12 protein-coding genes and 2 pseudogenes are annotated in these 11,746 nt (G+C 72.9%); 12 read left to right on the top strand and 2 right to left on the bottom strand.

Translation table 11 applies throughout. The annotated features are described in order from the left end of the window. Positions 1 to 5: 5 nt before the first annotated feature. The 6 genes and pseudogenes from D7318_RS34350 to D7318_RS29470 form a co-directional block, all read left to right on the top strand. Positions 6 to 476: pseudogene (locus tag D7318_RS34350) on the top strand (3' terminal RNA ribose 2'-O-methyltransferase Hen1); the annotation flags it as partial. Next, positions 463 to 848, top strand: a pseudogene (locus D7318_RS34355) (polynucleotide kinase-phosphatase); the annotation flags it as partial. The pseudogenes D7318_RS34350 and D7318_RS34355, both read left to right, overlap by 14 nt. Positions 849 to 1,134: 286 nt before the next feature. Further along, complete coding sequence (locus D7318_RS29455) at positions 1,135 to 2,352, top strand: arginine deiminase (RefSeq protein WP_120700294.1); 1,218 nt, start codon at positions 1,135 to 1,137, stop codon at positions 2,350 to 2,352. 83 nt (positions 2,353 to 2,435) lie between these two features. Further along, positions 2,436 to 3,434: an ornithine carbamoyltransferase gene (gene argF / locus D7318_RS29460; protein ID WP_120700295.1), complete on the top strand. Its 999-nt coding sequence runs from the start codon at positions 2,436 to 2,438 to the stop codon at positions 3,432 to 3,434. Between the two features lie 90 nt (positions 3,435 to 3,524). After that, positions 3,525 to 4,697, top strand: a complete 1,173-nt coding sequence (gene chrA / locus D7318_RS29465) for a chromate efflux transporter (protein WP_120700296.1) — start codon at positions 3,525 to 3,527, stop codon at positions 4,695 to 4,697. A 278-nt stretch (positions 4,698 to 4,975) separates the two neighbouring features. After that, complete coding sequence (locus tag D7318_RS29470; RefSeq protein WP_120700297.1) at positions 4,976 to 5,620, top strand: fascin domain-containing protein; 645 nt, start codon at positions 4,976 to 4,978, stop codon at positions 5,618 to 5,620. A 160-nt stretch (positions 5,621 to 5,780) separates the two neighbouring features. On the opposite strand, the gene D7318_RS29475 is transcribed toward D7318_RS29470, so the two are convergent. Next, a complete protein-coding gene (locus tag D7318_RS29475; protein ID WP_120700298.1) occupies positions 5,781 to 6,230 on the bottom strand; it encodes an Lrp/AsnC family transcriptional regulator in 450 nt (149 codons plus the stop codon). Between the two features lie 94 nt (positions 6,231 to 6,324). On the opposite strand from D7318_RS29475, the gene D7318_RS29480 reads away from it, so the two are divergent. The 3 genes from D7318_RS29480 to D7318_RS29490 all read left to right on the top strand — a co-directional run bounded on the left by D7318_RS29480 (position 6,325) and on the right by D7318_RS29490 (position 8,055). Continuing rightward, a complete protein-coding gene (locus D7318_RS29480; protein WP_120700299.1) occupies positions 6,325 to 7,185 on the top strand; it encodes an LLM class flavin-dependent oxidoreductase in 861 nt (286 codons plus the stop codon). Beyond that, positions 7,182 to 7,691 (top strand): nucleoside deaminase, encoded by a 510-nt coding sequence (locus tag D7318_RS29485; protein WP_230424217.1) that lies wholly within the window; start codon positions 7,182 to 7,184, stop codon positions 7,689 to 7,691. Before D7318_RS29480 ends, D7318_RS29485 begins: the two co-directional genes overlap by 4 nt. Positions 7,692 to 7,803: 112 nt before the next feature. Further along, positions 7,804 to 8,055, top strand: a complete 252-nt coding sequence (locus tag D7318_RS29490) for a hypothetical protein (RefSeq protein WP_147437872.1) — start codon at positions 7,804 to 7,806, stop codon at positions 8,053 to 8,055. Between the two features lie 238 nt (positions 8,056 to 8,293). Here D7318_RS29490 and D7318_RS29495 read toward each other — a convergent pair whose 3' ends face one another. Then, entirely contained in the window at positions 8,294 to 8,887 is a 594-nt protein-coding gene (locus D7318_RS29495) for a TetR/AcrR family transcriptional regulator (RefSeq protein WP_120700301.1), read from the bottom strand. A 97-nt stretch (positions 8,888 to 8,984) separates the two neighbouring features. Here D7318_RS29495 and D7318_RS29500 point away from each other — a divergent pair, with 97 nt between their 5' ends. From D7318_RS29500 to D7318_RS29510, 3 genes are all read left to right on the top strand, one after another. Beyond that, entirely contained in the window at positions 8,985 to 9,356 is a 372-nt protein-coding gene (locus tag D7318_RS29500; RefSeq protein ID WP_147437874.1) for an ester cyclase, read from the top strand. A gap of 176 nt (positions 9,357 to 9,532) precedes the next feature. Next, entirely contained in the window at positions 9,533 to 9,874 is a 342-nt protein-coding gene (locus D7318_RS29505) for an ArsR/SmtB family transcription factor (RefSeq protein WP_120700303.1), read from the top strand. Next, positions 9,871 to 11,625, top strand: a complete 1,755-nt coding sequence (locus D7318_RS29510; RefSeq protein WP_120700304.1) for a SulP family inorganic anion transporter — start codon at positions 9,871 to 9,873, stop codon at positions 11,623 to 11,625. The genes D7318_RS29505 and D7318_RS29510 overlap by 4 nt, the downstream gene beginning before the upstream one ends. Positions 11,626 to 11,746: the final 121 nt, after the last annotated feature.

Genomic DNA, 11,746 nt, shown 5'->3' on the forward strand with positions numbered 1-11,746 from the left:
GGCGGGTGTTCCTGACGATATCCGCGGCGGGCGATGCCGCCCGCCCCGCCACTGACCTCGGCTTTCTGCTGCACAAGCACCCGGACAGGGCGCAGGAGTTCTCCACCGCGGCGGGCGCTGCCCAGGGGTTCTACCCCGTGGCCGAAGTCGAGCGCTGCACCGCGGCGCCGCTGCTCGACGTCGATCCGGTCGCGCTCATACGGAATCGAGGTCCGGCGCGCGGTGCCGCGCCCGACGCGACGCTCGCGCAGTACGTCAACGACCGGCCCTGTGCCGCGTCTTCGCTGCTCGCGGTGGCGCTGGGCCAGGTGTTGAGGACGGCGATGCGGAGCCGGTGCGCGGCGCGGCCCGAGCTGCCGGGACATGCGCTGCCGTTGACGGTCGAGGTGCCCGCGCTGCCCGCGCGGGGCGGGGCCGAGGTGGTGCGGCGGCTGTTCGAGCCGCTGGGGTGGACGGTGGAGGCGGACTCCGTGCCGGGTGCGTTCGCACGCGCTGTACGGCGAGCCGACGGGCGAGACCGACGAGTTCGGGCAGCCGGTGCGCTACCCCTGGGCGGTGGATTACCGGGGCGCGGCGGCCGTGGTGTACGGCCGCACCCCGGTGCCGCGCGCCTCCTGGCTGAACAACACCCTGTGCCTGGACACCGGTTGTGTCTTCGGCGGGGCGCTGACCGCGCTGCGCCGGCCCGAGCGGGAGATCGTCGACACCCCGGCGGAGCGGGTGCGGTACGAGCCGGTCAGGCCGCTGGCCACCGAAGCGCCGGGCGGCACGGACGGCCGCCCGCTCGCCCTGGGGACGCCGCGGCGGCCCTCGAGGTGATGAGCAGGTTCGCGGTGGACCCCTGGCTGCGCTGGTGTGCCGGGACGGCGGGACAGCGGCCAAGCTGTTCGGGGCGCCGGAGGGGGTGCGGGGCGGGCTGCCCACCGCCGAGATGACCGTGCGCGTCTGTCGGGGCCCGGGCGTCGTGCCGTGCTCGTCGGCGGGCGCCGAGGGCGGCGAGAAGAGGGAGAGGAGAGCGGAGACGGCGAGCGCGCCGCTCGACCACGGCCCCTGGGTGGCGACGGCCGCACGGCGCGTTCCCCGGTGTGGACGGGTGGGGAGGAGGGCCGGGACCCGGCGGCGCAGAATGGGGGCATGACCTTTCATGTCGATTCGGAGACCGGGCGGCTACGGCGAGTGATCCTCCATCGCCCCGGTCTCGAGCTCAAGCGGCTCACCCCGACCAACAAGGACGAGTTGCTGTTCGACGATGTGCTGTGGGTCCGGCGGGCACAGCAGGAGCACGACGTGTTCGCGGGCGTGCTGCGGGACCGCGGCGTCGAGGTGCACCTGTTCGGGGAGCTGCTGGCGCAGACGCTCGAGCTGCCGACGGCGCGGGCGCTGGTCCTCGACCGGGTCTTCGACGAGCGGGAGTACGGGCCGCTGGCGACCGACCGGCTGCGGGCGGCGTTCGACGGGCTGCCGTCAGGCGAGCTGGCCGAGGCGCTGATCGGCGGGATGACCAAGCGCGAGTACCTGGCCGCGCACGACGAGCCGGTCTCGGTGCGCTTCCATGTGATGGGCCAGGACGACTTCCTGCTGCACCCGCTGCCCAACCACCTCTTCGCGCGCGACACGTCCGCCTGGGTGTACGACGGGGTGGCGATCAACGCGATGCGGTGGCCCGCGCGGCAGCGGGAGAGCGTGCACTTCGAGGCCGTGTACAAGCACCACCCGCTGTTCGCGGGCTCCGCGCGGATCTGGTCGGACGGGCAGGGCGCCCACCCGTCGACGATCGAGGGCGGCGACGTGCTGGTCATCGGGAACGGCGCGGTGCTGGTCGGCCTGAGCGAGCGGACCACGCCGCAGGCCGTCGAGCTGCTGGCGCGGCGCCTGTTCGAGGCGGGCTCGGCGCGGGTGATCGTGGCCGTGGACCTGCCGAAGCGGCGGGCGTTCATGCACCTGGACACGGTGCTGACCATGGTCGACGGCGAGACGTTCACGCAGTACGCGGGGCTCGGGATGCTGCGCTCGTACACCATCGAGCCCGGCTCGGGCGACGAGCTGAAGGTCACCGACCACGCGCCCGAGCACATGCACCGGGCCATCGCGGCGGCGCTCGGCCTCGACCGGATCCGGGTGCTGACCCCCGTCCAGGACGTGCACGCGGCGGAGCGCGAGCAGTGGGACGACGGGTGCAACGTGTTGGCCGTCGAGCCGGGCGTGGTGCTGGCCTACGAGCGGACCGTGACGGCCAACACCCATCTGCGCGAGCAGGGCTTCGAGGTGATCGAGGTACCGGGCAGCGAGCTGGGCCGGGGCCGGGGCGGGCCGCGTTGCATGAGCTGCCCGGTGGAGCGCGACCCGGTGTGAGCGGAGGGCTTCGGGACCCCTCTACCGGGACTCTGCATAGACATGTAGGCTGCCGCATATAATTCCGACGCTACGGAGTCGACATGGCGACAGAGCTCACCGGCCGCCACTTCCTCAAGGAGCTCGATCTCACCCCCGGTGAGTTCCGCTCGCTCCTCGACCTGGCCGCCGAGCTGAAGGCGGCGCGGCGGCTCGGGGCCGAGAGCAAGGCGCTGACCGGCAAGCACATCGCGTTGATCTTCGAGAAGAGCTCGACCCGGACGCGTTGCGCCTTCGAGGTGGCCGCGGCCGAGCAGGGCGCGGCCACCACCTATCTCGACCCGGCGAGCTCACACATCGGCTACAAGGAGTCGGCCAGGGACACGGCCCGGGTGCTCGGCCGGATGTTCGACGCCATCCAGTACCGGGGCAGCGCGCAGCGGATCGTCGAGGAGCTCGCGGCGCACGCCGGGGTGCCCGTCTACAACGGGCTGACCGACGACTGGCACCCCACGCAGATGCTCGCGGACGTGCTGACGATGACCGAGCACTGCAAGAAGCCGCTGGACGCGGTCGCGTTCGCCTACCTCGGCGACGCGAGGAACAACATGGGGAACTCGTACCTCGTCACCGGCGCCCTGCTCGGGATGGACGTGCGGATCGTGGCGCCCGAGTCGCTGTGGCCCGACGCCGGGATCCAGGCCGAGGCGCGGCGCCTCGCGGCGGCCACCGGGGCGCGGCTGACGCTGACCGCCGACGTGGCGGAGGGCGTGCACGGCGCGGACTTCGTGGCCACGGACGTGTGGGTCTCGCTGGGCGAGCCCCTCGACACGTGGGACGAACGGATCGCGCTGCTGCGTCCCTACGCGGTGACGGGCGACGTGCTGCGGGCCTCGGGGAACCCCGAGGTGAAGTTCCTGCACTGCCTGCCCGCGTTCCACGACCTCGGGACCGAGGTGGGGCGGGAGATCACCGCGCGGCACGGCCTCGACTCACTCGAGGTGACGGACGAGGTGTTCGAGTCGGAGCACTCGGTCGTCTTCGACCAGGCGGAGAACCGACTGCACACCATCAAGGCGCTGATGGTGGCCACCCTGATCTAACCCGGCGCGCGTGGCCCGGCGCACGGCACGCGCCGTTCACCTGGCGCGGATAGGGTCGGCGCGCTTTGTCGCCCGTCCCAGGAGCCCTCCATGTCCGATCGCGTCCCCCTGCTCACCATCGCCCGGGAGTGGGGGCGGATCGGTGTCGTCGGCTTCGGCGGGCCGCCCGTGCACATATCGCTGCTGCGCGACCTGTGTGTGAAGCGGCGCGGCTGGGTGTCGGCGCGGGACTTCGAGGACGGGATGGCCGCGGCCAACCTGCTGCCGGGCCCCGCCTCGACACAGCTGGCGATCCTGAACGCGTGGTGGCTGCGCGGCGCGTGGGGCGCGGTGGTCGGCGGGGTGAGCTTCATCCTGCCGGGGCTGGTGATGATCCTGGCGCTGGCCGTGCTGTTCCTGGCCGGCGACCCGCCGCGCTGGGTGAACGGCGCGGCGGCGGGGGCGGGTTCGGCGGTGGCCGCGGTGGCGGTGTACACCGGCGCGCACATGCTGCCGGACAGCGCCCGGCGCGTGGAGGGGCGCGCGGCGCGGGCGCGGTGGGCCGGTTATCTGGCGGCGGGGACGCTCGCGGCGGTGCTCCTCGGGGTCTGGCTCGTGCTGGTGCTCATCGCCGCGGGTCTGGTCGAGGTGGCGGTGCGGGGCGTGCGGCGCTCGCGCGCGCGGGTGGCGCCCGGGAGCAACGGGCGGCTGTGGCTCCTGCTCGCCGCGGTGCCGGTGAGCGCGGTGCTGGCGTCGTTGTCCGCGCTGACCTGGGTCGCCTACAAGGTCGGGGCGCTCTCCTACGGCGGCGGCTTCGTGATCATCCCGCTGATGCAGGCGGACGCGGTGGGGGCGCACGGCTGGATGACGAACGGGGAGTTCCTCAACGCCGTGGCGCTGGGTCAGGTCACGCCGGGGCCCGTGGTGCAGACGGTGGCGGTGGTGGGCTATGCCGCGGCGGGCCTTTGGGGCGGGCTGCTGGCGGCGGCGGTCGCGTTCGGGCCTTCATTTGTGATGATCATCCTCGGCGGGGACCAGCTGGAGCGGGTGCGGGGGCTGCCCGCGGTGCAGGCGTTCTTCGACGGCGCGGGACCCGCGGTCGTCGGGGCCATCTGCGGATCGGCCGTGCCGCTCGCGCTTGCCCTCCAACACCCTTGGCAGCTGGGGCTTCTGGCGCTCTCGGGGGTCCTGCTGCTGGTCCGGCGCGTGGGGGTGGTGGGCACGCTGCTGGCCGCGGGGGCGCTCGGTGTCGTCGCGGCGCAGGCGGGCCTGGCCGTCAGCTGAGGCCACGGACGCATACGGAGGAAGGGCGAGGCATACGTGAATTCACGTGAAGGACGCCGCATATTCGCGCACCCGATCTACACTGTGCGCCGTGGGGCGTTGCCATGATCCCGCACGACGGGCCGCTTTCCTCGGCGGGTCATGGACCGGCGTACGCCGTGGGCTTGGGGGCCGCGGCGGAAAGGGGGAACGGGCCGTCGCCGCATCCACGCACATCCCGCGGGCTGTTCCGGCCTCCCGCGCCGCCTGCCCGCGACCCGACGAACGAAGGACACCACGTGAGACGTAAAGGCGCTCTCATCCTCACCCTCTCCGGTCTGTTGACGGTGTCGGCGCTCGGCGCGACGACGGCCTCGGCGGACGACTCCCCGGCCCCGGCCGAGGTCGCTCCCGAGGGCTGGCAGGTCGTCGACGACGCCCTGATGAACGAACTGCTGGTCAGGGCGGGCGAGGCCAGGCTCTCGGCGGAGGCCGACGAGCCGGAGGAGCTCCCCTGGGGCATCCAGTCGGTCACCAACGATCTCTTCGTCGCCTCCGAGCAGAGCTTCCGCGAGCCCAACACAGGCCTGCTGAGGGCCCGTTCCGAGGGCATCAACGGCAGCTGGGAGCTGTACGACCTCTACTGGAACGAGAACGAGACGCTGTCGATCCGTTCCACGGCGAACGAGAAGTTCGTCGCCGCCGAGCTCAACCGCACCGGCTCGGAGAAGGGGGTGCTCAGGGCCCGTTCCGAGGGGGTGAACGGCGGCTGGGAGCAGTTCATCCTGCTCTACCACGAGGTGACGGGGCGTTACGCCTTCCAGTCCGTGGCGAACGGCCTGGTCGTCTCGACCGAGAAGAACTTCACCGGGAACCTTCAGAACGCGCTCCGTGCGCGCTCCGACTGGATCAACGGCTCGTGGGAGGAGTTCTACCTCATCTGACGGTGAGGCAGGCTCGCGCACAGGCCCGTGCGCCGCTTCGGCGGTGTGCGGGCCTTCGGCTTTCCGGGGGTTCGAACGGGTCGGGGGGCCAGCCGCTGTTCCGAGAAGGGTCGGCTTCCGCGGCGAGCCGCGCTGAGCCGCGTTGAGCCGCGCTGAGCGCTCAGTCCGTGCGGGTGGGGCCGCGGTAGGGCAGGGTCTCGGTGTAGACGACGTTGGTGGTCGTCGCCCCGAACCGACTCAGCTCGTCGGCGACCTGCTCCAGGTGCCGCATCGAGGTGGCGGCCACCTTGAGGGTGTAGCAGTCGTCGCCCGTGGTGCGCAGGCACTCGAGGATCTCGCCGCGCTCGGCGAGGAGGCGGTGCAGCGGCTCGTGGCGGCTGCCCGGGTACTTGAGCCGGATCACGGCGAGGACGGCGAACCCCGCCTTCTCCAGGTCCACCTCGGCGCGGTAGCCGGTGATCACGCCGGTGGACTCCAGGCGGCGGACGCGTTCGGTGGCGGCGGACGCGCTCAGGCTCACCCGGCGGCCCAGCTCGGTCAGGGAGATCCGGCCCTCGCGCTGGAGCTCGCGGAGGATGGCCCAGTCGGTCGGATCGAGATCCACGGTCATGCGCCCAATCTACCGGGATTTCCTCGGCGGACCGGCCGTGATACCCGGAGAACTCCCTTCAGGGCACGCGGGGTGCCGACCTAGATTGGGGCGCATGCAATTCGGCGTGAACGTGTTGAACTTCGGCCCCGGCACCGACCCCGGCACGCTGCGGGACTGGGCGCAGACGGTGGAGGGCCTCGGCTTCGACCTGCTGATGGTCTCCGACCACATCGCGGTGACCCCGGATGTGTCCGAGCACTATCCGGCGCCCTTCTACGAGCCGTTCACCACGCTGGCGTGGCTGGCGGGGATCACGCGGCGGGTGCGGCTCGGCACCACGGTGCTGATCATGCCCTACCGGCATCCGCTGCTCACGGCGCGGATGGCGGCGAACCTCAACGACCTCAGCGGGGGCCGCCTGGTGCTCGGGGTCGCGGTGGGCTGGGCGCGGCAGGAGTTCGCGGCGCTCGGGGTGCCGTTCGAGCGGCGGGGCGCGCTGACCGACGCGTATCTGGAGACGGTCCGCGCGGCATGGCGGGACGAGGCGGACTACCGGGCCGGGGACATCCCCGTGTGGGTGGGCGGCAACAGCGAGGCCGCGCTGCGCCGTGCGGTGCGGGCGGGCGACGCGTGGCATCCGCTGCGGACGACGCCGGGCTGGCTCGACGAGGCGGCGGCGCGGCTGAGCAAGGCGGCCGCCGAACGGGGCGGGCGCGCAACGCCGTTGGTGCCACGCGTCATCCTGCGGCTGACGGACGCGCCGGTCACGGGGCCCGACCGGCTGGCCGGGGAGGGCACGGTGGAGCAGGTGGTGGGGGACATCGAGCGACTGCGGCTGCTGGGGGTCGAGACGGTGGTGTTCGACCCGTTCTCGGGCGACGTGAGCGAGACGGAACGCCCGCACGAGGCGTGGCGTTCGCTGGCGGCGATCGCGGCACATCTTCGGGAGTTCGGCGACAAGGAGACACTGTGAGCGACGAGATCACCGCGCGGCCCGCCGTGACGGAGGACGATCTGAAGCATCTGCGGCGCTGCGTGGAGCTGGCCGAGGAGGCGCTCGACGCCGGGGACCAGCCGTTCGGTTCGGTGCTGGTCGACGGGGACGGCGCGGTGCTGTTCGAGGACCGGAACCGGGAGACGAGCCTCGCCGACGAGACGCGGCACCCGGAGTTCCAGGCGGCGCGCTGGGCCGCGGCCCAGCTGCCGCAGGAGCGGCGGGCCGCGGCGACGGTCTACACGTCGGGCGAGCACTGCGCGATGTGCGCGGCGGCGCACGCGTGGGTGGGCCTGGGCCGCATCGTCTACGCCAGCTCGACCGAGCAACTCGTGGGGTGGTCGGCGGAGCTGTCCCTCGCCCCGTCCCCGGTCCGCCCGCTGGCGATCCAGGAGGTGGCCCCGAACATCCCGGTCTCGGGCCCGGTCCCCGACCTGGCCGAGGCGGTCCACGCCCTGCACCGCCGCCGCCTCAGCGGGAACTGAACGGGCGGGGCCCCGCCTGGTATCCGCCGGAACGCAGGGTGACGTACATGGCCCGACACGTGATCGGCGGGAGGGGGCCGGGGCCTTGGGGTGGGACGAGGAGTGGGCGGCCGTGCGGGCAGAAGCGGTCGCGGAGACGGCTCGAACGCGGCTGAACAGCCATGACTCCGCGAGCGGTGGGACGGTCGCCCCGGCAGATCTGAGCGTGCCACCCGGCGAGAGCGGCACCGGCTGGGGCGATGCCCTGTCCGACCTGGCCGATCGGCTCAACGAGCATGCCAACGGACTGCGGCTGGCCGCGTCCGGCATGACGGAGCCGGAGTACGACCTCGGCAGTGCGTTCCGGAGCTCGGGGACCGTCTGATGCCGGAGCTTTGACGGGAGCTGCTCGATCAGGGCTTCTCCCCGCTGGGGGCGGCGGTGTCGTCGTGGCGAAGGCTGGCCGAGGCGTGCGAGACGGCCCGGGACAGCTCCGCCGCCAAGGAGATCGACACGGCTTCACCATCGACGGCTACCAGTCCGATCCCTCGGTGAGCCCCGCCGATGCCCGGCGTGGAGCAGCAGCGGCTCTGACCGGGCCCCGGTCACCTCCGCTCCGGCGCTCATCCCGGGGCTTCTTCGGTTCGCGCCCTGACGCCTTCGAGGGCCAGGGTGAGAAGGCGGTCGGCGAAGGGGCGGTCGCCGTTTCCCGTCTGGGCGATCGCCGTGGTGAGGCCGATCAGCTCGTCGATGTCCACGTCCACGCGGACGCGCCCGGCGGCCTGGGCGTCCTGGAGGAGGGGCGTGGCCGCCTCGTGGGTGGCGCGGTGCCACTCGGCCACCTCGGGGGTCTCCTCGTCGTGCCGGATCCGGTAGGCGGCGACGAAGGCGTCGCGCAGACCTCGATTCCGCGTGGTGTGGTCGATGACCAGGCGCAGCCATGCCGTCAGGGCCTCGCCGGTCGGCTCCTCGGCCCTCAGGTCCGCCGCCGAGGCGCAGAGGTGCTCGATCCGCTCGGCGTACACGGCCGCGATGAGCGCCTGACGGGTCGGGAAGTGCCGGTACAGCGTGGCGTTCCCGACGTCGGCGGCGTGGGCGATGTCGTCGAGCGAGGTGTCGGCCCCCTCGGCGTTGAACGCGCGCTCTGCGGCGGCGAGCAGCCGCTCGCGGTTGCGCACGGCGTCCGCGCGGGGGCGGCGGGCCTGGGGGGCGGGCATCGGTGGAACCTCCTTGGCAAACGGGGACCATCCCCGTTATAGTAGCGGAGAGGAAACGGGGATGATCCCCGCTTGATGGTTTCCGGAGGTGTTCCCCATGACCGAACCACTCGGGCCGGCCGAGGTGGTCGAGGCGATCAACGGCGCGCGCCGCGTCGGCGACTTCGACGCGGCGCTGGCGTACATAGCGGTCGAGTCGCTCGATCAGGGCGAGCGGGTCACGCGTGAGGACTGGCGGCGGAAGTGGGAGGCGATGCGCTCGGGCGTCGAAGGGCTGGAGATCACCACGGAGGGCAGCGTCGTGAGCGGCGACTGGGTCGCCAACCGCTACACGGTCCGCGGCGCCCACACCGGCGACTTCTTCGGACAGGCGCCCACGGGCCGCGACTTCGCGATCACGGGGATGGACATGGTGCGCGTCCGCGACGGCCAGCTGGTGGAGCACTGGATGGTCGCGGAGGGCTTATGACGACCGGCGAGGGACGCCACGGCGCCGATGACCCCACGGAACCGCTCCGCACAGAATCAGAATTGCAAATTTCTTCAAGTCAGCACATCATCATCTATGTAAGAGCCGGGCCCGCGGGGGGCGGGCCCGGGCGGTGGCAGGGCGATGTGCCGGTGGGCGAAGGGATGTGTGGCGGGGTGCAGGTTCCGCTGTATCAGGCGAAAGCGGAGTTCTTCAGGATGCTGGGGCATCCGGTGCGCATCCGCGTGCTCGAGCTGTTGCAGGACGGCCCGAAGCCGGTGCGGGAGCTGCTCACGGCGATCGAGGTGGAGCCGTCCAGCCTCTCGCAGCAGCTCGCGGTGTTGCGCCGGTCCGGGATCGTCACCTCGACGCGGGAGGGCGCGACGGTGGTCTATGCCCTGGCCGGTGGGGATGTGGCGGACCTGATGCGGGCCGCGCGGCGGATCCTGACGGAGATGCTGGCCGGGCGCGGCGAGCTGCTGGCCGAGTTGCGGGAAGCCGAGGCCGCCGCGGAGTGAGCACGTTCTCGGGCCGGGCGTGGGGCCCGGTGCGCTCGCTGCTGCCCGCGCGCGCCGATGTCGCCGCGGTGCGGCGCGGCTGGCGGCGGGATCTGCTGGCCGGGCTGACGGTGGCCATCGTCGCCCTGCCCCTCGCGCTGGGCTTCGGCGTCTCCTCCGGGCTGGGGGCCGAGGCGGGCCTCGCGACGGCGGTGGTGGCCGGTGCGGTGGCCGCCGTGTTCGGCGGCTCGAACCTCCAGGTGTCCGGGCCGACCGGCGCGATGACCGTGGTGCTGGTGCCGATCGTGGCCGAGCACGGACCCGCGGCCGTTCTCGCGGTCGGCCTGCTGGCCGGGTTGATGCTGATCGGCCTGGCGTTCGCCCGCGCCGGACGCTACATGAGCTATGTGCCCGCGCCCGTCGTGGAGGGGTTCACGCTCGGCATCGCGTGCGTGATCGGCCTTCAGCAGGTGCCGGGCGCCCTGGGCGTCGAGCAGCCCGAGGGCGAGAGGGTCCTGGTCGTGGCGTGGCGGGCGGTGGAGGAGTGGGCGCGCTCCCCCCAGTGGACCGCGCTCGGCCTCGCCGCGGGCGTGGCCGTGATCATGCTGCTCGGCGCCCGGTGGCGGCCCGCCGTTCCGTTCTCGATCCTCGCCGTGGCCGCCGCGACGCTGGCCGCGCAGGCGTTCGGGCTCGAGGGCGCCCCCGCGATCGGGGACCTGCCCGCCGGGCTGCCCGCCCCCAGCCTCGGCTTCCTCGACCCGGGCGAGGTGGGCTCCCTGATCGCCCCCGCGGTGGCGGTCGCGGCGCTGGCCGGTCTGGAGTCCCTGCTGTCCGCGTCCGTCGCCGACGGCATGACGGTGGGACAACGACACGATCCCGACCGGGAGTTGTTCGGTCAGGGGCTGGCGAACGTCGCCGCCCCCCTGTTCGGCGGGGTACCCGCGACCGGGGCGATCGCCAGGACCGCGGTGAACGTCCGCTCGGGCGCCACCTCGCGGCTTGCCGCCCTCGCCCACGCCGCGGTGCTCGCGGTGATCGTCTTCGCCGCCGCCTCCCTCGTGTCCCGGATCCCGCTCGCCGCGTTGGCCGGGGTGCTGCTCGCCACGGCGGTGCGCATGGTCGAGGTGGGCTCGCTGCGCGCGATGGCCAGGGCCACCCGGGCCGACGCGGCCGTACTGGTCCTGACCGCCCTGGCCACCCTGGTCCTCGACCTGGTCTACGCCGTCCTCATCGGCCTGCTCGTCGCCGGAACGCTCGCGCTGCGGGCGGTGGCGCGCCAGGCCCGCCTCGAGCAGGTCCCCTTCCACGCGGATCTGCCAGGCGAGCACAGCGAGGAGGAACGCCGGCTGCTGGCCGAGCACATCGTGGCCTACCGCATCGACGGGCCGCTGTTCTTCGCCGCCGCCCACCGCTTTCTCCTCGAGCTCACCGAGGTCGCCGACGTGCGCGTCGTCATCCTGCGCATGTCCCGCGTCACCACCGTCGACGCCACGGGCGCGCTCGTCCTCAAGGACGCCGTGGAGAAGCTGCGGCGGCGCGGCATCGTCGTCCTCGCGTCGGGCATCCGCCCGGGGCAGCACACGGCGCTGGCCTCCGTCGGCGCGCTCGATCTCCTCCACCCGGACGGCCACACCACCTACGCCCACACGCCCGATGCCATCCAGGCCGCCCGTCGGCACCTCCACCTCACCGGGGTACTTCCCGCCGCCACCGCCCCACCGGCCGTGCCCGAGCAGCGATCCGCCCCCGCGGCCGGGGAGTCCATCCCCTAGTACTACAGGGCTAGATCTTGATCATGGGGTGATGGGAGGCTGGGGCTGTGGCCACGACCCAACGCTGTGATCCAGATCGTTCGTCGGACGCCGTCGGCCCGGCCGATTTAGCTGTCTGGGA

The sequence above is a fragment of the Streptomyces radicis genome (genome assembly GCF_003626575.1).
Classification (GTDB): Bacteria; Actinomycetota; Actinomycetes; order Streptomycetales; family Streptomycetaceae; genus Streptomyces; species Streptomyces radicis.